The 22,403-nt window shown below is 55.6% G+C and carries 17 protein-coding genes; 13 read left to right on the plus strand and 4 right to left on the minus strand.

The annotated features are described in order from the left end of the window. Positions 1-50 precede the first annotated feature (50 nt). The 3 genes from rstA to tus all read left to right on the plus strand — a co-directional run bounded on the left by rstA (position 51) and on the right by tus (position 3,127). Positions 51-779, plus strand: coding sequence for a two-component system response regulator RstA (gene rstA, locus FOC35_RS21350; protein ID WP_016536164.1), 729 nt, complete (start codon positions 51-53; stop codon positions 777-779). After that, positions 779-2,074, plus strand: a complete 1,296-nt coding sequence (gene rstB / locus FOC35_RS21355; protein ID WP_016536162.1) for a two-component system sensor histidine kinase RstB — start codon at positions 779-781, stop codon at positions 2,072-2,074. The genes rstA and rstB overlap by 1 nt, the downstream gene beginning before the upstream one ends. A 123-nt stretch (positions 2,075-2,197) precedes the next feature. Next, positions 2,198-3,127 (plus strand): DNA replication terminus site-binding protein, encoded by a 930-nt coding sequence (tus, locus tag FOC35_RS21360; RefSeq protein ID WP_172570142.1) that lies wholly within the window; start codon positions 2,198-2,200, stop codon positions 3,125-3,127. Positions 3,128-3,143: 16 nt separating this feature from the next. On the opposite strand, the gene fumC is transcribed toward tus, so the two are convergent. Together fumC and fumA are read right to left on the minus strand one after the other, a co-directional pair. Continuing rightward, entirely contained in the window at positions 3,144-4,541 is a 1,398-nt protein-coding gene (gene fumC, locus FOC35_RS21365; protein WP_172570143.1) for a class II fumarate hydratase, read from the minus strand. A 50-nt stretch (positions 4,542-4,591) separates the two neighbouring features. Further along, positions 4,592-6,238, minus strand: a complete 1,647-nt coding sequence (fumA, locus tag FOC35_RS21370) for a class I fumarate hydratase FumA (RefSeq protein ID WP_172570144.1) — start codon at positions 6,236-6,238, stop codon at positions 4,592-4,594. 206 nt (positions 6,239-6,444) lie between these two features. Between fumA and manA the strand changes: the two genes are divergently transcribed. After that, complete coding sequence (gene manA / locus FOC35_RS21375) at positions 6,445-7,620, plus strand: mannose-6-phosphate isomerase (RefSeq protein ID WP_172570145.1); 1,176 nt, start codon at positions 6,445-6,447, stop codon at positions 7,618-7,620. A gap of 275 nt (positions 7,621-7,895) precedes the next feature. After that, positions 7,896-9,449, plus strand: coding sequence for a YdgA family protein (locus tag FOC35_RS21380; RefSeq protein ID WP_172570146.1), 1,554 nt, complete (start codon positions 7,896-7,898; stop codon positions 9,447-9,449). Positions 9,450-9,553: 104 nt separating this feature from the next. On the opposite strand, the gene FOC35_RS21385 is transcribed toward FOC35_RS21380, so the two are convergent. After that, positions 9,554-10,588 carry a Mal regulon transcriptional regulator MalI gene (locus tag FOC35_RS21385; RefSeq protein WP_172570147.1) on the minus strand — a complete coding sequence of 345 codons (1,035 nt, stop codon included), beginning with the start codon at positions 10,586-10,588 and terminating at the stop codon, positions 9,554-9,556. 186 nt (positions 10,589-10,774) lie between these two features. Between FOC35_RS21385 and malX the strand changes: the two genes are divergently transcribed. The 7 genes from malX to add all read left to right on the plus strand — a co-directional run bounded on the left by malX (position 10,775) and on the right by add (position 19,698). After that, entirely contained in the window at positions 10,775-12,364 is a 1,590-nt protein-coding gene (gene malX, locus FOC35_RS21390; protein ID WP_172570148.1) for a maltose/glucose-specific PTS transporter subunit IIBC, read from the plus strand. A 44-nt stretch (positions 12,365-12,408) separates the two neighbouring features. Then, complete coding sequence (locus FOC35_RS21395) at positions 12,409-13,581, plus strand: MalY/PatB family protein (RefSeq protein ID WP_172570149.1); 1,173 nt, start codon at positions 12,409-12,411, stop codon at positions 13,579-13,581. 139 nt (positions 13,582-13,720) lie between these two features. Beyond that, positions 13,721-15,151: a CehA/McbA family metallohydrolase gene (locus FOC35_RS21400; RefSeq protein ID WP_172570150.1), complete on the plus strand. Its 1,431-nt coding sequence runs from the start codon at positions 13,721-13,723 to the stop codon at positions 15,149-15,151. 215 nt (positions 15,152-15,366) lie between these two features. Further along, positions 15,367-16,842, plus strand: a complete 1,476-nt coding sequence (locus FOC35_RS21405) for a peptide MFS transporter (protein WP_172570151.1) — start codon at positions 15,367-15,369, stop codon at positions 16,840-16,842. 273 nt (positions 16,843-17,115) lie between these two features. Then, positions 17,116-17,913: a class I SAM-dependent methyltransferase gene (locus FOC35_RS21410; RefSeq protein ID WP_172570152.1), complete on the plus strand. Its 798-nt coding sequence runs from the start codon at positions 17,116-17,118 to the stop codon at positions 17,911-17,913. A gap of 203 nt (positions 17,914-18,116) precedes the next feature. Continuing rightward, entirely contained in the window at positions 18,117-18,578 is a 462-nt protein-coding gene (locus FOC35_RS21415) for a GNAT family N-acetyltransferase (protein WP_172570153.1), read from the plus strand. Between the two features lie 118 nt (positions 18,579-18,696). After that, positions 18,697-19,698: an adenosine deaminase gene (gene add / locus FOC35_RS21420; RefSeq protein WP_172570154.1), complete on the plus strand. Its 1,002-nt coding sequence runs from the start codon at positions 18,697-18,699 to the stop codon at positions 19,696-19,698. 19 nt (positions 19,699-19,717) lie between these two features. Here add and FOC35_RS21425 read toward each other — a convergent pair whose 3' ends face one another. Next, complete coding sequence (locus FOC35_RS21425) at positions 19,718-20,716, minus strand: bile acid:sodium symporter family protein (protein WP_016536142.1); 999 nt, start codon at positions 20,714-20,716, stop codon at positions 19,718-19,720. Positions 20,717-21,160: 444 nt separating this feature from the next. On the opposite strand from FOC35_RS21425, the gene FOC35_RS21435 reads away from it, so the two are divergent. Next, entirely contained in the window at positions 21,161-22,345 is a 1,185-nt protein-coding gene (locus tag FOC35_RS21435; protein WP_254065325.1) for a collagen-like triple helix repeat-containing protein, read from the plus strand. Positions 22,346-22,403: the final 58 nt, after the last annotated feature.

Below are 22,403 nucleotides of genomic sequence, written 5' to 3' on the forward strand. Positions count from 1 at the left end.
TCTATTGCATCATTGTATGTTTATTTCTTTAACAGCCAACGCGGCAGGTTATGAGCAAAATTGTTTATGTGGAAGACGACCCGGAAGTAGGCGGCCTGATAGCGGCCTACCTCGGGAAACACGACATTGATGTTATCGTTGAAACCCGCGGCGATCGTGCCGAAGCGGTTATTCAACAACAGCAACCTGACCTGGTGCTGCTCGATATTATGCTTCCGGGTAAAGACGGGATGACATTGTGTCGGGATCTACGCCCGCAGTGGGACGGCCCGATTGTGCTGCTGACCTCGCTGGACAGCGACATGAACCACATCCTTTCGCTCGAGATGGGCGCTAATGATTATATTCTGAAAACCACGCCGCCTGCGGTGCTGCTGGCTCGCCTGCGGCTGCACCTGCGCCAGCGTGTGTCGGCCCAGCATACGGCGGATACCACGGCCAGTAACCTCAAGCCCCATAAAGCGATACGCTTTGGCACTCTGTGCATCGACCCGTTAAACCGCCAGGTCACGCTCGGGGCCGAAAATGTTGTGCTTTCTACCGCTGACTTTGACTTACTGTGGGAGCTGGCCACTCATGCAGGCCAGATAATGGACCGTGATGCGCTGCTGAAGAACCTGCGTGGCGTAACCTATGACGGTATGGATCGCAGCGTCGACGTAGCGATTTCTCGCCTGCGTAAAAAGCTGCTCGACAACGCCACAGAACCCTTTCGCATTAAAACCGTGCGCAACAAGGGCTATTTATTTGCCCCGCACGCCTGGGAAAGCGAAGCCTGATGAAAAAGCTGTTTGTACAGTTTTATCTCCTGCTGTTTGTCTGCTTCCTGGTGATGACCATGCTGGTTGGCCTGGTGTATAAATTCACCGCAGAGCGCGCCGGGCGGCAGTCGCTTGATGACTTGATGAAAAGTTCGCTCTACCTGATGCGCAGCGAGCTGAGAGAAATTCCTCCGCGCGACTGGAATAAAACCATCAACGATCTCGACCTTAACCTCTCTTTTAAGCTCAACATTGAGCCAATGAGCAAGTTTAAGCTGGATGATATTGCCGCTCGTCACCTGCGCGAGGGCGAAATAGTCGCGCTCGACGAAGAATACACCTTTATCCAGCGCATTCCGCGCAGCCACTATGTGCTGGCCGTTGGGCCGATTCCCTACCTGTTTTACCTGCACCAAATGCGGCTGCTGGACATCGGGCTAATTGCCTTTATCGCTATCTCCCTCGCCTTCCCGGTTTTTATCTGGATGCGCCCGCACTGGCAGGACATGCTAAAGCTTGAGAGTGCCGCCCAGCGCTTTGGTCAAGGCCATCTCGATGAGCATATTCATTTTGATAATGCTTCGAGTTTTGAGCGGCTCGGCATCGCCTTTAACCAGATGGCGGATAACATCAACGCCCTGATCGCCAGTAAAAAACAGCTGATCGACGGCATTGCGCACGAGCTAAGAACGCCGCTGGTTCGCCTGCGCTACCGCCTTGAAATGAGTGATAACCTCAGCCCTGAGGAGTCGCAGGCGCTTAATCGCGACATCGGCCAGCTGGAAGCGCTGATTGACGAGCTGCTGACCTATGCCCGTCTCGACAGGCCCCAAACCGAACTTCATCTTGCTCACGTTAAATTCGCCAGCTGGATGGAAACCCACATTGCCGACGTGCAGCTCATTCACCGCCAGCGCCAGATAGCCCTCGCCACCGATACGGTAAACGCCATCGACTACGGCGCTATTGATTTGCGCCTGATGGAGCGAGTGACCGACAACCTGATCAACAATGCCCTGCGCTACAGCCAGCAGCAGCTGCGCATCAGCCTGTGGCGCGAAGGCGACATCGCCAATTTACAGGTTGAAGATGACGGCCCGGGAATACCGGAAGAAGAACGCGCCCGGGTATTTGAGCCGTTTGTGCGCCTGGATCCAAGCCGCGACAGAGCCACCGGCGGCTGCGGCCTCGGGCTGGCCATCGTCCATTCTATCGCCGTTGCTATGGGCGGCCAGGTCACCATTGATAGCAGCCCTCTTGGCGGAGCCAGCTTCCGCTTCTCGTGGCCGGTAAACACCACTTACCTCTCCTGATAACAGCTTGCCCGGCCCCCCAGGCCGGGTATTTCCCTCCTGCTAAACAAAATCAAACACTGTTGCCGATGTTATCGCCCCCTGCTACAGTTCATTAGTATGTTGTAACTAAAGTGAGTTTTTATGGCCCGTTACGATCTGATTGAACGCCTGACTTCCACCTTCCGCTCTCTGGAGCAGGCGTTGAACCTGCTCCGCGGGCAGCTTGGCGAGCTCAGGCTGCTTAGCGGCCGGGTCTTCACCCTGCCTGAAATTGAAAAGAGCAAGGAGCACGACCCGCTCTCGTCGATACAGGTCACGCAACGCGTGGGCCAGGATGCGCACGAAGCGGCGGTAGCCCACTTCACCCGGATGTTTATCCAGCAGCAGTCAGAAAAGGCCAGCAGCAAAGCCGCCGTACGCCTGCCGGGCGCAGTTTGCTATGCCGTCACAGAAGGCCAGTTTCGGGAAACCACGGCGCTTATCACGCAGGTTAACCAGTTGAAAAAGGCGCTGGAACAGATAATCAGCATTGAGTCCGGGCTGCCCTCTTCTCAGCGTTTTGAGTGGGTGCATCGCCATATTCCCGGGCTTATCACGCTCAACGCCTACCGCACCATCACGCAGCCTGAAACGCCGGATACCGTGCGTTTTGGCTGGGCCAACAAGCAGATAGTCAAAAACCTGAGCCGCCAGCAGGTGCTGGAAATGCTGGAGAAAAGCCTGAACGCCGGGCGGGCGGTTGCTCCGTGGAGCAAAGAACAGTGGGCAGAGCGCGTGACGCAGGAAATAAACGATGTGGCGAGCCTGCCGGAAAACGCACGACTGAAAATTAAAAGGCCGGTTAAAGTACAGCCCGTGGCCCGCGTCTGGTATCAGGCTCAGCAAAAGCAGGTGCAGCTCGCCTGCCCTTCGCCGCTGGTTGTGCTGTGCAGGCAGGACAATGGTGAAACGCCGCCGGACTTAGGAGAGTTGCTGAATTACGATGCGGAAAACATTCGCCATCGCTATAAACCGAAAGCGCAGCCGCTAAGATTAATTAGCCCGCGGCTGCACCTGTATTGCGAAGAATAGATTTGCGGGTGAAAACTTACGGCTTCATGCTGCCGACCATATCTTCCGGCCGCACCCAGGCATCAAATTCTTCTTCGCTGAGATAGCCGAGCTTGAGCGCAGACGCCTTAAGGGTCAGCCCCTCTTTATGGGCCTTTTTGGCGATTTCCGCAGCCTTGTCGTAGCCGATGTGGGTATTCAACGCCGTCACCAGCATCAGCGACTCATTCAGAAGCTGGCTGATGCGGTCGCGGTTCGGCTCAATGCCCACCGCGCAGTGCTCGTTAAAGCTTTCCATGCCGTCCGCCAGCAGGCGCACCGATTGCAGGAAATTATGAATAACCATCGGGCGATAAACGTTCAGTTCAAAGTTGCCCGAAGCGCCCCCGATGTTCACCGCCACGTCGTTGCCCAGCACCTGGCAGCAAAGCATGGTCACCGCCTCGCACTGGGTTGGGTTCACTTTCCCCGGCATGATGGAACTGCCCGGCTCGTTTTCCGGGATAGACAGCTCGCCAATGCCGCAGCGCGGCCCGGAGGCCAGCCAGCGTACGTCGTTGGCAATCTTAATCAGAGAAGACGCCAGCCCCTTCAACGCGCCGTGGGAATGTACCAGCGCATCGCAGGTGGCCAGAGCTTCAAACTTGTTCGGCGCGGTCACAAACGGCTGCTTAGTAAAGTCAGCAAGTTCTTTCGCCACGCGCACCGCATATTCAGGATGAGTATTCAGCCCCGTCCCTACAGCCGTTCCGCCAAGCGCCAGTTCCGCGAGGTGCGGCAGGCTATGCTCGATATGCTTCAGATTATGCTCCAGCATCGCCACCCAGCCAGAAATCTCCTGGCCGAGAGTCAGCGGCGTCGCATCCTGCAGGTGGGTTCGCCCAATTTTTACGATATCTTTAAACGCATCCGCTTTTTGCGCCAACGTCTGCTTCAGCACTTTTAACTGCGGCAGCAAATGCTCGCGTACCGCAATAATTGCCGCAACGTGCATTGCGGTCGGGAATACGTCGTTTGAACTCTGACTTTTGTTAACGTCATCATTCGGATGCACCAGTCGCTCCATACCGCGCACGCCACCCAGAATTTCGCTGGCGCGGTTCGCCAGAACTTCATTCATGTTCATATTGCTCTGGGTGCCTGAGCCGGTCTGCCAGATGGCCAGCGGAAACTCATTGGGGTGTTTCCCCGCCAGCACTTCATCCGCGGCCGCGATAACCGCCGTACCCCGGTCGGCAGGCAGTAGGCCGAGGTCGACGTTGACCTTCGCTGCCGCACGTTTGGTCAGCGCCAGCGCCCGGATAAGCTCGGTTGGCATTTTCTCGGTAGAGATGCGGAAGTGTTCAAGTGACCGCTGGGTCTGCGCGCCCCACAGTTTATCTGCGGGTACATCGATTGCGCCCATTGAATCTTTTTCACTGCGACTGGATGCCATTTCTTTCTCCTTTGCGATAAAAAAAGCCGCCACGGAGGGCGGCTCGGGTATTACTTAACGCATCGAGAGCACTGTGAAGCCTGAATCTTCTGGAAGAAGTCGTTACCTTTGTCATCCACCAGGATAAACGCCGGGAAGTCTTCCACTTCAATTTTCCAGATAGCTTCCATACCCAGTTCCGGGTACTCCACACATTCAAGGCTCTTGATGCTGTTTTGCGCCAGCACCGCCGCCGGACCACCGATACTGCCGAGGTAGAAACCGCCGTGTTTGTGGCAGGCGTCGGTCACCTGCTGGCTGCGGTTGCCTTTAGCCAGCATTATCATGCTGCCGCCGTTGGCCTGGAGTTGATCCACGTAGGAATCCATACGGCCTGCGGTTGTCGGCCCCAGAGAGCCGGATGCATAACCGTCCGGCGTTTTCGCCGGGCCTGCGTAGTAAATCGGGTGATCTTTCACGTACTGCGGCAGTTCTTCGCCGTTATCAAGACGTTCTTTCAGCTTAGCGTGGGCGATATCACGCCCCACAATGATGGTGCCGGTCAGCGACAGACGGGTTGAAACCGGGAAGTCCGACAGCTGAGCGAGGATCTCTTTCATCGGGCGATTCAGGTTCACTTTTACCGCTTCGCCTTCACCGGCCTGGCGCAGCTCTTCCGGGATGTATTTCCCAGGGTTATGCTCCAGTTTTTCAAGCCAGATGCCATCTTTGTTGATTTTGGCTTTGATATTACGGTCCGCAGAGCAGGACACGCCCATACCGACCGGGCAGGACGCGCCGTGGCGCGGCAGGCGCACAACGCGGATGTCGTGAGCGAAGTATTTCCCGCCAAATTGTGCGCCGAGGCCAAGATTTTGCGCCTCTTTCAGCAGTTCTTCTTCCAGTTGTACGTCGCGGAAAGCCTGGCCGTACTCGTTACCTTCCGTCGGCAGGCCGTCGTAGTATTTAGTCGAGGCCAGCTTCACGGTTTTCAGCGTAGCTTCTGCGGAAGTGCCGCCGATAACGAACGCAACGTGGTACGGTGGGCAGGCCGCGGTGCCGAGCGTACGCATCTTCTCAACCAGGTAGTCTTTCAGCTTCGCCGGAGTAATAAGCGCCTTGGTTTCCTGGTAAAGGTAGGTTTTGTTGGCCGAGCCGCCGCCCTTCGCGATACACAGGAACTTATATTCGTCCCCGTCCACGCTGTAGAGGTCAATCTGCGCAGGCAGGTTAGTTCCAGTGTTGACCTCTTTGTACATATCCAGCGCGGCGTTCTGGGAGTAGCGCAGGTTATCTTCGATAAAGGTGTTGTACACCCCGCGGGACAGCGCTTCTTCATCCCCGCCGCCGGTCCAGACACGCTGGCCCTTCTTGCCCATGATAATCGCGGTGCCGGTATCCTGGCAGGTCGGCAGAATGCCCTTCGCGGCGATGTCCGAGTTGCGCAGGAATTGCAGCGCCACGTACTTATCGTTTTCGCTGGCTTCCGGGTCGGCAAGAATATCGGCCACCTGCTGCTGGTGAGCGGGGCGCAGCATAAAGGATGCGTCGTGGAAGGCATGCTGAGCCAGCAGCGTCAGGGCTTTAGGGTCAACTTTAAGGATTTGCTGGCCGTCAAACTCGGCAACGGAAACGTAGTCGGAGCTCAGCAGGTAATATTCGGTTGGGTCTTTTTGGAGCGGGAACGGCTCCTGATAATGAAAGGGTTTATTCGACATATTTCTCTCACTTGCGACAACAGTAATGTTAATTTTTATTGTTCAGCACAGAATTTCGCGCTGTGTTCCAAAAACAAGTCATAACATCCTACACAATTTTTTAACAGAAACTGAGACTAATACGACTTTTTGTTGCCCTGGTTACTTCCCCGCGGATAATTGCTTTAATAACTGAAACTTCGACTAAATGATTACAGGGACCAGAAATGCAAAAATTGATCAATGCGGTACAAAATTATGCCTGGGGAAGTAAGACGGCGCTGACGGAACTATACGGCGTAGCCAACCCGGAACATAAACCGATGGCCGAACTGTGGATGGGCGCCCATCCAAAGAGTAGCTCAAAAGTCACCGCAGCCGACGGTAAACAGCACTCGCTGCGCGAAATAATTGATGCCGACCAGCCGACTTTACTCGGCAAAGCTGTGGCCGAGCGTTTTGGCGAGCTGCCGTTCCTGTTCAAAGTGCTGTGTGCCGCCCAGCCGCTCTCTATTCAGGTTCACCCGAACAAAAAAGCCTCTGAAATTGGTTTTGCGAAAGAAAACGCAGCGGGCATTCCGCTGGACGCAGCAGAGCGCAACTACAAAGATCCTAACCATAAACCGGAGCTGGTGTTTGCCTTAACGCCGTTCCTTGCGATGAACGCCTTCCGCGAATTCTCCGACATTGTTTCCCTGCTACAGCCGGTTGCCGGGGCGCACCCCTTAATTGCTCACTTCCTGCAACAGCCGGACGCCGATGGCCTGGCTAAGCTGTTTGCCGGTCTGCTGAATATGCAGGGTGAAGAAAAAGCGCTGGCTTTAGGCGTGTTAAAAGCGGCGCTGAACAGCCAACAGGGCGAGCCATGGGAAACCATCCGCGTGATCTCCGAATTCTACCCGGACGACAGCGGCCTGTTCTCCCCTCTGCTGCTCAACGTGGTTAAGCTTGAGCCAGGCGAAGCCATGTTCCTGTTTGCCGAAACGCCACACGCCTACCTGAACGGCGTAGCGCTGGAGGTTATGGCTAACTCCGATAACGTGCTGCGCGCGGGGTTAACGCCAAAATACATCGATATCCCTGAGCTTGTTGCCAACGTTAAATTTGAGCCAAAGCCGGCCGACCAGCTGCTTACTCAGCCGCAGAAAAACGGCAGCGAACTGGACTTCCCGATCCCGGTGGACGACTTCGCTTTCTCCCTGCACGACCTGAGCGCTCAGGAATCGACGCTGGCCCAGCAGAGCGCGGCCATCGTGTTCTGCGTGGAAGGAGAAGCCGTCCTGAGTAAAGACCGGCAGCACCTGGTGCTGAAGCCGGGCGAGTCGGCGTTTATCGGTGCCGACGAGTCGCCGATAGCGGTCAGCGGCGTTGGCCGGGTAGCGCGAGTGTTTAACAAACTTTAACTTACTGATCTTTTTAGCGCGGATTGCTAAGCTAGAGTTTACGTTTACGAAAACGCCTGCTCACAGGCGTTTTTGATTGGTGGCAAATGGCCCAAAACGCGGTTTTGAGCCATTTGGGATAAACCAGAAGACAAAATTCTTTGCTTTTAATCGCACCGAAGGCGTGCCTTTAATCTCGAAGTCTTTTGTCAATAACTTGAAACGCCTGCTCACAGGCGTTTTTCATTCGCCCGGTGGAGGACGGCTACCGGCTTCTTAACATGGACAATGATACGATGAAAAAATCTCTGGTTGCGGTTGGGGTAATTGTGGCGCTGGGCGTAGTGTGGACCGGCGGAGCCTGGTTTACGGGCAAACAGCTCGAAGGCCGTATGGCCGAAATGATCGATAACGCCAATGCGGAGATCAAAAACTCGGCGCCGGAATCAGGGCTGATTCTGAGCTATCAGAACTATAAACGTGGCCTGTTCCACAGCAGCGTGCAGCTGGTTGTTAAACAGGCTGCCGGTACCAAAAATGCGCTGCTGACCCCGGAGCAAAGCGTATTATTTAACGAAACCATCGATCACGGCCCGTTCCCGTTCGCTCAGCTGAAGAAATTCAACCTGATCCCGAGCATGGCGTCTATCCACACCGAGCTTGTGAACACCGACATTACCAAACAACTGTTCACCCTGACCAAAGACAAACAGCCTGTTGAAGTGGAAACCCGGGTGGGCTATAGCGGAGCAACCTCCTCTGACATCACGCTGGCGGCCATCGACGCCACCGAAGGCGAAAACAAGTTCAGCTTCAGCGGAGCTAAACTGAACGCCGACGTTGACGGCTCCGGCAACGAAATTACGCTTTCAGGTTCTGCCGATAGCGGGCTTATCAACACCGTTAACGAATACGGCCAGCGCGTTCAGCTTTCATTCAACGGCATCAAAACCGACGGTAACAGCAAGCGCAGCCTGTTCGACCAGCGCGTTGGCTCGCAAAAAGCCACTGTAGATAAGCTCTCTATGGTGGTGGATGGCAAAGAAATTGCCGTGGTGGAAGGGTTTAACCTCAACGCCAAAACCGACGTTCAGGACGATAAAAAACACTTCACCGGCCAGTTCGACTACAGCCTGGACGCGTTAAAAGTGCAAAGCCAGAATATGGGCAGCGGCAAGCTAACGCTTAAAGTGGGCAATATCGACGCCGCCGCGCTGCGTGAATTCACCCAGAAATATAACGCTGGCGTGCAGCAGTTGATGACCGACCCGACGTTGCAGCAAAATCCTGAGCTGTATCAGCAGAAGTCCGTTGAATTAATTGGCGCTAACCTGCCGCTGCTGCTGAAAGGCAACCCGACAATAACCGTCGCGCCGCTGAGCTGGAAGAACGCAAAAGGCGAGTCCAGCTTCAACCTGTCGCTGTTTATGAAAGATCCGCAGGGCGTAACCGGCCCGGCCAACACGCCGGAAGAACAGCTGGACCGCTATGTGAAGTCTCTTGACGCGAAGCTGGTTATTCCGATGCCGATGGCAACCGAAATGATGACCCAGATTGCTCAACTGGAAGGCTACAACCAGGATGAAGCGGGTAAACTGGCAAGCCAGCAGATCAAAGGCCTCGCGGCAATGGGCCAGATGTTCCGCGTCACTAAAGTTGACGGCGACAACATCACCACCAGCCTGCAATACGGCACGGGAAAAGCCTCCCTGAACGGCGAGCAAATGTCTCTGGGCGAACTGTTTAGCATGTTTGCTCTGCCGGCAGGCCTCGGCGGCCCGGCGGGGCAGGATAACGACAGCGATGCCGTTCCTCAGCCTCAGGATGCCGCTCCGGCTCCTCAGCAGTAAGCTTAAAAATAGCCAGTCGAATGACTGGCTATTTTTTTAGTCCCTCGCGGCCATCCGGCTGATTCTTTCATGGCGCACAATCCCTTCCAGCGTTCCGGGGAAGATCAGTTTTTGATGGTTATCAGGCGGGCGGGCATTATCTGATTGCTAAAGGCAACTTCGCTCTCCTGGCCGCGCTGGAGAATACGCTGTGCCGCGCTGCGCCCAATTTCTCTGGCCGGAGTCGTTACCCACGTCATCGGGACATCATCCAGGTCGTCTTCGCCCACTTCGGCAAAAGCTGCAAGGGCGATATGCCTGTCATAATAGCTGTCCACGCTGCCGCCGCCCATCTGCCAGCCAGCACGTGTCAGGCCAAACCACGCGCCCATCGCCACCGTACTGTTGTGGCAGACCACCGCGCTGATGGTCGGAAAATTGTGCAACAATTCAGTTATCGCGTCCGCCGCCTGCTTCTGGCTCGGCTCGCATTCGAGGATCCAGTCGCTGTGGAACGGTAAGCCGTGCTGCATCAGGGTGGCGCAAAAGCCGCCCAGCCGCTCGGCTCGCGTCAGGGATGAACTGCGCCCGCCAAGCCAGGCTATACGCTGGTGCCCGCACTTAATCAGATGTTCGGTCACCATTTGCGCGGCCTGCATATTGTCCGGCCGGATAATATCCACTTCATCGAGATAGCTGGCGCGGGAGGCAAAAACCAGCGGCAGTTTATTCTGCGCCGCCATTTCACGCAGGTCTGCCCCCTGCCCAGCCGCCCCGGCGATAATAATGCCGTCCACGCCCTGCGACACTAAGGTGTCGAAGCAGCGCTGCATATGCTGCCCTTTGCTGCCGCTTTGGGTGAGAAACAGCAACTGCCCCTGCTGCTCCAGGGCCTCGGTCAGCCCGGCGGTTAACTCGGCATAAAACGGGTTACACAAATCACGCACGATCAGACCAATTACACCGCTCTGCCCGCCGCGCAGCGACGCCGCCTGGCGGTTACGCACAAACCCTAACTTTTCGATGGCTTCATTGACCCGCTGGCCGGTGGCGGTGGAGATCCTCCCCTTGCCGCTAAGGACCAGCGATACCGTGGTCACCGATACGCCTGCGGCTTCGGCAACCTCGTTAATAGTGATTCTTTTGGTCAGCGTCGACATCGTTAAGTCAGATCCTCCGTGAATCGGTAAATATAAAGATAAAACGTTTTACTTATGCTGGCATATTAAGCTTCATTATGCGCGGTAATTCTGCGATCGTCCTCACGATAAAGTTTGGTAAAACGTTTTATCATCGCCAAACTTTCGTTACTCAACATCTCATTTTAACCGGGTCAAGGAGTCGTGATGGCGGCTAATACACCACAAAAAAAATCGCTTTGGGAATTTTTCCAGAACCTCGGCAAAACCTTTATGTTACCCGTGGCGCTGCTGTCGTTCTGCGGCATCATGCTCGGCATCGGCAGCTCGTTAAGCAGCCACGACGTCATTACAGAAATCCCGGCGCTGGGCAACCCTGTCCTGCAGCTGATCTTCACCTGGATGAGCAAAATGGGCTCATTCGCCTTCAGCTTCCTGCCGGTGATGTTCTGTATTGCCATCCCGCTTGGCCTGGCGCGTGAAAACAAGGGCGTTGCCGCATTTGCGGGCTTCGTCGGCTATATGGTGATGAACCTTGCGGTTAACTTCTGGCTCACCGCCAAGGGAATTCTGCCGACTACCGACGCCGCAATTCTGAAAGCCAACAACATTCAAAGCGTGCTTGGCGTTCAATCCATCGATACCGGTATTCTCGGGGCGGTGATTGCCGGGATTATCGTTTACCTGCTGCATGAACGTTTCCATAACATCCGCCTGCCGGATGCGCTGGCCTTCTTCGGCGGCACACGTTTCGTCCCGATTATCACCACCGTAGTGATGGGCCTTGTTGGCCTGGTTATTCCGCTTATCTGGCCGGTATTTGCCGCCGGGATCAACGCTCTGGGCTATATGATCCACAGCGCTGGCGTGTTCGGACCGATGATCTTCGGCACCGGCGAACGTCTGCTGCTGCCGTTCGGCCTGCAACACATCCTGGTTGCTCTGATTCGCTTCACCGAAGCGGGCGGCACGATGGACGTCTGCGGCCACACCGTAAGCGGCGCGCTGACCATCTTCCAGGCTCAGTTAAGCTGCCCGACCAACCACGGTTTCTCTGAAAGCGCTACCCAGTTCCTTTCTCAGGGTAAAATGCCTGCCTTCCTTGGCGGCCTGCCCGGCGCCGCGCTGGCGATGTATCACTGTGCTCGCCCTGAAAACCGCCACAAGATTAAAGGCCTGCTGATTTCCGGCGTTATCGCCTGCGTAGTCGGGGGCACCACCGAGCCAATCGAGTTCCTGTTCCTGTTCGTTGCGCCGGTGCTGTACCTCATCCACGCCGTGCTGACGGGTATCGGCTTCACTTTAATGTCCATGCTGGGCGTCACCATCGGCAACACCGACGGCAACATTATCGACTTCTTCGTCTTCGGCGTGCTGCACGGCCTGTCCACCAAGTGGTACATGGTGCCGGTAGTGGCGGCGGTCTGGTTTGCTGGCTACTACGCCATCTTCCGCTTCGCCATCACCCGCTTTAATATCAAAACGCCGGGTCGTGATATCGAAACCACCACCGCTGAAAAACCGGTTATCGGCCAGCCTGGTAAGTCCGGCTATAATGTTCCGGCGATTCTGGCGGCGCTGGGCGGCAGCGACAACATCACCACGCTTGATAACTGCATCACCCGCCTGCGTCTGTCGGTAAAAGATATGACGCTGGTTGATACCGCAGCCCTGAAGGCTAACCGCGCTATCGGCGTGGTACAGCTCAACGACCATAACCTCCAGGTCGTTATCGGGCCGCAGGTTCAGTCGGTAAAAGATGAGATGGTCGGCCTGATGCGAACCGTCGAGGCTTAATCTATAAATGGGCGCTCAGGCGCCCTTTTTAGCTGTGAGGCTTTATGTTTGATTTTTCTGTTCCTGTCGACCGCCACGGCACCTGGTGCACCCAGTGGGACTACGTTGCCGACCGCTTCGGCGCGGCAGACCTGCTCCCCTTCACCATTTCCGATATGGACTTTCCTACCGCTCCCTGCATTCTTGAAGCCCTGCAAAAACGCCTGGCCCACGGCGTGCTCGGCTACAGCCGCTGGAAAAACGAAGATTTCCTCGGAGCCATTGCCCACTGGTATCAGCGCCGCTTTAATTCCAGCATCGACGCGGAAAGCGTGGTTTATGGCCCATCGGTGATTTATATGGTTTCGCAGCTGGTACGCCAGTGGTCTCAGCCCGGCGACGGCGTGCTGATCCATACCCCGGCTTACGACGCATTCTATAAAGCGATAGAAGGGAACCAGCGCCAGGTCCTGAGCGCCCCGCTGCAAAATACGGCGAACGGCTGGCAGTGTGACATGGCCGCGCTGGAAGCCCTGCTCGCCCGCCCCGAGTGCAAAATTATGCTGCTGTGCAGCCCGCACAACCCGACCGGCAAAGTGTGGACACGCGCAGAACTTGAGCTGATGGCTGACCTGTGCGAGCGCCACGGTGTGCGGGTGATTAGCGATGAAATTCACATGGATATGGTCTGGGGCGAGAACCGGCACATTCCATGGTGCGAAGTCGGCCGCGGCGGCTGGGCTCTGTTCACTTCAGGCTCTAAAAGCTTCAACATTCCGGCGCTGACCGGCGCTTACGGCCTGATTAATCATGAAGACGACCGCCAGCATTATCTGAACGTGCTGAAAGGCCAGGACGGTCTTTCATCCCCTGCGGTGCTGGCGATTGTCGCCCACATAGCAGCCTACCGTGAAGGCGAGCCGTGGCTCGAAGCCCTGCGTACTTACCTGCAAAGCAATTTGCAGTTTGTAGCCGATAGCCTGAATCAGGCTTTCCCCGAGCTTAACTGGCAGCCGCCGCAGTCCACTTATCTGGCATGGGTCGATTTGCGCCCGCTGAGGCTCGATGACCGTGAACTGCAAAAGGTACTTATCGAGCAGCAGAAGGTCGCCATTATGCCGGGCTACACCTACGGCGTGGAAGGGAACGGTTTTATTCGCCTTAACGCCGGTTGCCCGCGCATCAAGCTAGAAGCTGGCGTTGAGCGGCTTATCGCCGGGATACGCTCTCTGAAATAGTCTTAAAGGGGGAGCAAGACACAAACTCCCCCTCTTCACCGGGCCAGTTCATCTCTCCGTCATCTTTCCGACACCCAACCGACACACTATCTTCACCCTCTCCCCTTATGCTCTTGCCCATTAAAAACAGGAGCAAATCATGCACGTTTTTTCCGGTGAAATTCCCTTCGGCCACGTTGTTCACTCCTTTGCGGTAGCAGAAAATACCCCGGCAATCAGCCTGACGGGCACCACGCTGCGCACGGGTCATCTTTACTGTTACCTCTACGACAGCCGCCAGCAATTGCGGGCTTCGGTTATGCTGCAAAAACCAGAAAAAGTGCTGACGGTTTGCTCTGATTGGGCCTCCGTTGGCGCGCTGGCCGGAGACCTGCCTGCGGGAGAGTGGCAGCTGCACGTTTATAACGTCATCGGCGAAAGCCGTTCGCCGCAGCCGATGAGCTACCGGCTGGATATTAGTTTTGACGCGCTGGCCGCCCCGGCCGACTTTGAAAAACTGGACGTCCTGCGCCCCGATCATCAGGTCATTTTTGACTATCAGCGTACACTCAGCGACCGCCCCGGCTGGTATCGCGGCGATCTGCACGGCCATACCACCTTGTCTGACGGTAATAACACGCTGCACCAGGCGCTGGATATCATGGCCGAACAGGGGCTGGACTTCTTTTTCCTGACCGAACACAACCTGTCTCACGCCTGCCTGCCGCGCCACGACAGCGTGCTACTGTTACCGGGCATTGAAGTCACGGCAGATAAAGGCCATCTGAACGTTCACGGCCCTGCCGCTACGCTGAATATGCACAACGCCGACTACAGCAGCCGCGGCTTGATTACTCAGGGCATCGCGCTTAAACGCCCGGAAAGCGTGCTAAGCGTAAACCACGCCATGTTGCACCCCTGGAGCTGGCTGTACGACGACATGCCGCTGGCCGAAATCGATGTGCTGGAAGTGCTGAACGATCCGACGTGGAAAACTGCCGCCACCTGCAACGAACAGGTTGTAGAGATATTGACTACCCTGTGGAACGCCGGGCATCGTATTTATGCCGTGGGCGGCAGCGACTGCCATATGCAGCCTCACGAACGCTATCCGCAGGCGACAGAATCCTCGATTTATGGCGACCCGAGCACCTATGTTTATGCCTCTGCGCTCAGCGGGGAAGCTATTCTTGCCGCCATTAAAAAAGGCCATAGCTACTTTGAACGCCGCTGCGGTTTGAACTTCAGCCTGAACGATGGTGACCTGCTGCCGGGCCAGGCTGCCGACGGCAAAACGGCGATCCTGACCGTAGCCGTGCGTGACGACGAACAGAGCTACAGGCTCCAGGTAGTCTCTGACAAAGGCATACAGGCGGAATATCCGCTAAGCTCCGCTCCGCAGGATATTCGCTGCGATATGTCGCAGCACGCATGGGTTCGCTGGGACATTCGCCGCAGCAACGGCACGCTGGAGGGCATGATCAACCCGATTTATTGTGCGGATCATCCGCTGTTTAAAGCGCCAGTAGGCAAAACCTGGGGTGATGTCACCGCGCATCTGTCCTTCCCCCGCGGCGCAGACGATGAGTAGTTTTTTCTGCGCCAGCGGTCGAAAAAGCAGCAGCTTGTTGCTGGCCGAATCGCCGTTTGTAAAATTTTGAAATTATTTAATGTGAATATTTAGTCGATCTCTTTTGCATAAAAAGACTAAATGCGACGAAAATGCTCTCTCATCATAGTCATAGAAATAAGACCCGGTGACGCCTTTGCCTCCCGGGTCTTTTTGTTGTTCAGAGAGATACCAGTATGAGTTTATCTTCCGGCCACGCCTCGCAGCAGGCGATCCCTCCCGGCTCCGGCGCATTGTTCTTCATCCAGATGTTCGCCACGCTCGGCTTTGCGGTTTTGTACTCCACCCTGGTCCTGTACGTGACTAAACGCCTCGGCTTCAGCGACGGCCAGGCCGACGCCATGATGGGTATCTTCGGAGCCTTTAACTACGGGCTGCACCTGTTTGGCGGCTGCCTCGGCGGGCGTTACCTGAGCAACCGCAACCTGTTTATCCTCGGCATGCTGCTACAGGTGGCAGGCTGTTATCTGATAGCGGATGCTGGCCTGACCGGCCTCTGGTGGGGCCTGGCGATGTTCCTGAGCGGCAGCGGGCTGAACGTCACCTGCCTGAATATGATGCTGACCCAGCGCTTTGCCCCGGATGACGACCGCCGGGAAGCAGCCTTCCTGTGGAACTACGCCGGGATGAACCTGGGCTTCTTTATCGGCTTTACCGTGGCGGGCTACTACCAACTGACCGAAAGCTACCGGGCGCTGTTCCTGTTCGCCACCCTCGGCAACGTTGCCGCCGTGGTGATAACCCTGCTCCGCTGGCCGGTTCTGGCCGACATCAGCACCCCGCTCCAGCACGTTAAGGGACGGAATTTTTACCTGCGCATGGCGTTTGGCCTGCTGATCCTCGCCCTGCTTGTGCCGGTGCTGCGCCTGCTGTTGGGGCATCCTGAATTCAGCAGCAGCTTCGTGCTGGTGTTGGGCGCTTTGGTGTTCCTGATGCTGTGCGTAATGACGGCCCGCCACTCACGTAAACAAGAGCGCCGCCGCATGGTTGCCTACCTGCTGCTGGCGGCGGGCTCGCTGGTCTTCTGGTCGCTGTACCAGCTCGCACCGATGGGTCTGACGCTGTTTGCCGAACATAACGTTACCCTGAACGCCTTTGGCTGGCAGGTTTCGCCGCAGTGGCTGCAAAACATCAACACGATTGTGATTGTGATTGGCGGGCCGCTGATGGCCTGGCTGTTCAAACGCCTGCGCGATCGCGGTGTACGGATTGATATCCCCGCGCAATTTGCCTCCTCCCTGTTCTGCATGGGGCTTGGCATGCTGGTACTGCCGCTGGGTATTTCTATGGCGGGCGCGGACGGCATGGTTGCTCTGAAATGGATTGTTATCAGCTATATTCTGCAAAGTATCGGCGAGCTGCTGATTTCCCCGGTGGGGTACTCGATGATAGGCAAACTGGCTCCGGCCAACCTCCAGGGCCTGATGATGGGCTGCTGGATGATGGTGACCGGCGTGGCCTCGGTGCTTGCAGGCTATGTCTCCGGCCGCATGCCGCAAAATAGCGGCACCACACCGGCATTAACCGATTCGGGCTACAGCACGGTCTTCAATCAGCTGGGCTGGGGTTCGCTCCTGACAGGCGCCGTGCTGCTGCTGCTGATCCCGCTGCTGCGCCGCCTGATTGATGAGAAACGCGCCGTACAGGCTTAAGTATTCGGGCGCGGGCATAGCTCGCGCCTCTCTCCCGCCGATAATTATATTGACCCGCTAATACGCTGCGTCTAAATTAAAAACCTCATTCAGAACTCCCCCGAGGCTTGCAACGAAATGAACAACTAATGCGAAACCGCGCTAATTCTATGCCAGTGTGAATACGCATTATTGTTTATTATTGCAATTTCAGCCGTGGAGTCTCCGCCCCGCGTTTTATTGCTAACACCTGTATTCCCCTGGCTCTGTTTTTCAAGTTAAAAGGAAAATAAGATGCCTGATACTTATACAAAACATGCCGATTTGCTCGAACATAATCGTACCGCCTGGGACACGCTTGCCCGGCAGCAGGCCGAATGGTCGCAGCCAGTTAGCCAGGAAATTATTGCCCGCGCCCGCCGTGGCGAATGGCAAATCCATCTTACGCCGGGCAAGCTACCTGCCGACTGGCTCCCGGACGTGCAGGGGAAACGTATTCTCTGCCTCGCTTCTGCGGGCGGCCAGCAGGCACCGGTCCTGGCGGCAGCGGACGCAGAAGTAACGGTTTTTGACCTGTCCAGAGGCCAGCTTGAAAAAGACCGATACGTCGCCGAAAGAGACGGCTTAACGCTTACTCTGATTGAAGGTGATATGTGCGACCTGTCTACCTTCGGGGCCGAAAGCTTCGACTATATAATTCACCCGATATCCAACCAATACGTGCCGGACATACGCCCCGTATGGCAGGGCTGCTACCGAATATTAGCCAGTGGAGGGAAGTTATTATCCAGCTTCTTCAATCCGGTCGTTTTTATCGGCGACCGGGCGGCGGAATACGCTGAGCAAGGGATCATTCGCCCCCGCTTTAGCCTGCCTTATTCCGACATAAAAGATCTCCAGGCGGATGAATTAGCCGCAAAGCAAAAACGCGGAGAAGCGCTGATCTTTGGTCATTCGCTAAATCAGCAAATTGGAGGCCAGCTCGCGGCAGGTTTCAGGTTATGCGGATTTTATGAAGACCTGCAGCCCAACCCAAGGTTTTTAATAGAGCGCTATATGCCAACCTTTATAGCAACCTGCGCAATTAAATAAAAAATCTCCCCGCAGAATTAGACTCTGCAATATTTCTCCGGGGAGCATTTAGCTAAACCAGCCTGGATGAGCTTTAGTTTTCATCGAGATACCTCTACAAATAAACACATTTGAGAACAAACATTAACCAATTCCCAAGGCGGGCTATGGTAATATTCGCAGGCTTAGATATTTCCCCCCTCCCCACCGACGGAAGCCATTTAATGACAGAGATAATATTTCGCAAAGCACAGCTTGCCGATGTTTCCGCCATCATCACCCTTCTGGCCGACGACGTGCTGGGCCGCCTGAGAGAAGATCCCAGTACACCTACGGACCCGCGCTATCTTGAAGCCTTCCATGCCATCAATGCCGACCCGAATCAGTTGCTCGCCGTGGCCGTATCCGGGGATGAAATCATCGGAACATTGCAGTTAACTTTCATACAGGGGTTAGCGCGTAAAGGCGCATGGCGCGCCCAAATTGAAGCCGTGCGTATCGCCCGCTCGCAAAGAGGCACCGGTTTTGGCAAAAAAATGTTTGCCTGGGCCATCGATCAATGCAAAGAAAAAGGCTGTCATCTAGTCCAGTTGACGACGGATAAAACACGAACCGATGCGCATCGCTTTTATGAAAAGCTGGGTTTCGAAGCCAGCCATCTTGGTTACAAGCTTTCGCTGAAGTAGTTTTTATCTTCTGAACCGCAACAGGGACGTTTGCGCAACAAAGTTCTCACAACCATAGCAATTGCCCCCGGTTTCTTTTTATAATACGCCGCACTTTAATCAAAAAAAGAGTGCGACCATGATTGATACCACCCTGCCGTTAACCGATTTGCACCGCCACCTTGATGGCAATATTCGTGCGCAAACCATCCTCGATCTCGGCCGCCAGTTTAACTTATCTTTACCTGCCAATACCCTCGAAGCCCTGCGTCCACACGTTCAGGTAGTTGAAACCGCACCGGATCTGGTGAGCTTCCTGCAAAAACTGGACTGGGGCGTGAAAGTGCTTGGCGACCTGGACGCCTGCCGCCGCGTTGCCTGGGAAAACATTGAAGATGCCGCCCGCAACGGCCTGCATTACGTCGAGCTGCGTTTCTCGCCGGGCTATATGGCGATGAGCCATAACCTGCCGGTAGCGGGCGTGGTAGAAGCGGTTATCGAAGGCGTTCGCCAGGGCTGCCGTGATTTCGGGGTTGAAGCCCGCCTGATTGGTATTATGAGCCGTACCTTCGGTGAAGCCGCTTGCGAAGCCGAGCTGAATGCCCTGCTCGCCCACCGCGACAGCATTACCGCCCTGGACCTGGCGGGTGACGAACTGGGGTTCCCTGGCAGCCTGTTCCTGAATCACTTTAACCGTGCGCGTGACGCAGGATGGCGCATTACCGTCCACGCGGGCGAAGCCGCAGGCCCGGAAAGCATCTGGCAGGCGATTCGCGAGCTGGGCGCAGAGCGCATCGGCCACGGCGTCAAAGCGGTTGAAGATCCGGCGCTGATGGACTTCCTCGCCGAGCAAAAAATCGGCATCGAATCCTGCCTGACCTCCAACATTCAGACCAGCACCGTTGCAGCGCTGGAGAAGCACCCGCTGATAACTTTCCTCGACCACGGCGTGCTGGCGACCCTGAATACCGACGATCCGGCGGTTCAGGGTATCGATATTATTCACGAATATACCGTGGCGGCTCCGCAGGCTGGCCTAAGCGCGGCGCATATTCGCACCGCGCAGGAGAATGGCCTGAAGATTGCCTTCCTCAGCGAAGCCGAAAAGCAGGCGCTAACCGCTAAGGTTCGCGCCGCTTAACGCTCTGCGGCGGCTGGCGTCAGGACGCTGATTCCAGTTGCCGTTTTTCTGCGGCAGTTTTACGCGCATAGCGCTGGGCCAGCACCGCGCAAATCATCAGCTGTACCTGGTGAAAAATCATCAGCGGCAGCACCATCATTCCCACCGCGCTTGCGGGAAACAGGACATTTGCCATCGGCACGCCGTTTGCCAGGCTCTTCTTCGAGCCGCAGAAAACGATGGTGATTTCATCCGCAGTATTAAAGCCGAGCAGCCGCGCCGCCAGGGTATTTACCACCAGCACAATCGCCAGCAATACCAGAGAGCAGATAAGAACCATCAGCAGCGAGAAGCCGTTTACCTGATGCCAGATACCTTCAACAACCGCCTCGCTAAAGGCGACGTAAACCACCAGCAGGATGGACGACCGGTCGGTCAGGCCGATAAGTTTCTTATGGCGATCCACCCATTTACCGATAAGCGGACGAGAAAGGTGGCCGATAACAAATGGCACCATCAGCTGCATGATGATTTTACCGATGGCATGCAGGGTATCGGTGGAGCCTTCCTGAGTTTGCATCAACGCGCCAACCAGGACCGGCGAAAGGAAGATGCCGAGAATGCTGGAGGCAGAGGCGCTGCAAACCGCTGCAGCTACATTCCCGCCCGCAACGGAAGTAAAGGCGATTGCCGACTGAACCGTCGCCGGGAGCGCACAGAGATAAAGGAAGCCCATATACAGCGGCTGGCTAAGAATGGCCGGAGAGAGAAAGCCCATTGCCAGCCCCAGTAGAGGGAACAGAGCAAAGGTGCTGAGAAACACGACTAAATGCAGTTTCCAGTGCCCCATTCCCGCCATAATCGCCTCACGGGAGAGCTTGGCGCCGTGCATGAAGAACAGAAGCGCAATCGCAAAAGTCGTCAGATACTCAAACCCGGTTTTCACTATCCCCTCGCAGGGAAACAGCGAAGCAACCACAACGACAGCAATCATTATCAGCAAAAAATTATCAATTTTTAGTTTTTGCAACCAACCCATTGTTGTTCCTTTCCTTACCAAAACGAACCAGTCCGTTACTTTGCAACAATTTTGCCGCGCTGGCGAGTTAACAATTTCATAACCATCGAAAAATTATTTACCTTCTCGTTCTATTTTTATTGAAAAACGAAACGCTAAGTTTTTAGCACAACTACAACTAAAGTATGAATACAGTAGCGCTTAATTTAAAACCACTCTAATAACGCACATTAGATTAAATCAAGGTGATTTAAATAAATAAATTTTGACTTCATGGTAAAAAATCAAACAATTGATAACATTGAGAATTAATACATTATCTTTAACCAGACCAATAAATAAAGAAGATATAGCTCTCATTTAGCAATTTAAATTCATATTAAATTGCCTATCGTGTGGCGATGCGTGAAATAAGCCATACACTTATTATTACGCCGTCCGGCGTGCTAATAGTGGAGTATTGCTATGCGCTCAAATAACATTGGCCGCCTCAGCGCTATTGCGATGGCGGTACTGCTTGTATTCTCCCTGTCCGCCTGTAGCGGCGGGGGCGGAAGTTCGCACAATACGGCGAAAACGGCCGGGGCGACCGGCACCAACGCCGGCGGGACAGATACCGCAAATAACGGCGGGGGTGGCTCTGGTTCAGGCGGAACAGGAACCGGTGGTGGAACAGGTGGCGGCGGCTCTGGCGGAGGCACCGGAGGAGGAGGTACTGGCGGCGGTGGAACAGGCGGTGGCGGTAAAACCGTTGCCAACAGCGCCGGAAATAACGTGATTAAAGATGTCGGCGGGGTAACCGGCGGCGTGGGCAGCACGCTTACCGGAGTAGCCTCTCAACTTCCGGTTAATAATCCGGTGACCTCAACCGTAGCGGTTGCCGTCGGCGGAACCGGCAGCGCGGTTTCAACCGTCAGCAACGGGCTGGTTACCGGGCTGGGTAACGCCAATAACCCGAACGGTCTCGGCACAACTCTGTCCGGTTCAACTAACGCGGTTTCAGGGCTCGGAACTACCGTTTCGGCTATCGGCACTAACCTTGCCAGTAGCACGGCGAATACTCCAGCCGGTGGCTTAACCGGCGCAGCGGGCGGCCTGGTGGATACCACGGGCAAAGTGGTTACCGGCGCGGGTAATGCATTGACGCAAACCGTACAAAGCCCGGGCGTCGCCAATCTCACGACCGGCGCTACCGGTCTTGTTAACACTACGCTCGCCGACACTCAAAAAGCCACTCAGGCCGTAGGCGGCGCAACCGGGCTCGGCACGCCGGTTAACAATATCCTGACGTCGGCAGGTGGCGCAGTGAGCGGCATTGGCTCAAATATCAGCGGCAGCAACCCTTCACTTAGCGGCGTTGGGCAAGTCGTTCAGAATACCGGGCAGGCCGTTACGGACAGCGGCGCGCTGGTAAAACCGGTGCAAACCGGCAGCAGCGGCAGCGGTTCAGGTTCGGTATCGGCGGGCGCTTCCGGCTCGCTCGGCATCGGCGGTAACGGGCTGGTCACCAACCTCGGCACTACCGTCACCGGCCTGACCTCATCGCTAACCACGAACGTCAGCGCCAGCGCAGGCACTACCAATAACGGAACAACAGGCCAGCAAACCGGGCTTACCGGAGCGGTCGGCGGTCTTCTGAAAAGTAAATAGTGCTTAATATGGCACATGTGCTCCCGTGGTAACGGCGGGAGCACTTTTTTCACAGCAT

This window comes from Cedecea sp. FDAARGOS_727, from assembly GCF_012273235.1.
In the GTDB taxonomy this organism is placed as follows: Bacteria; Pseudomonadota; Gammaproteobacteria; order Enterobacterales; family Enterobacteriaceae; genus Cedecea; species Cedecea davisae.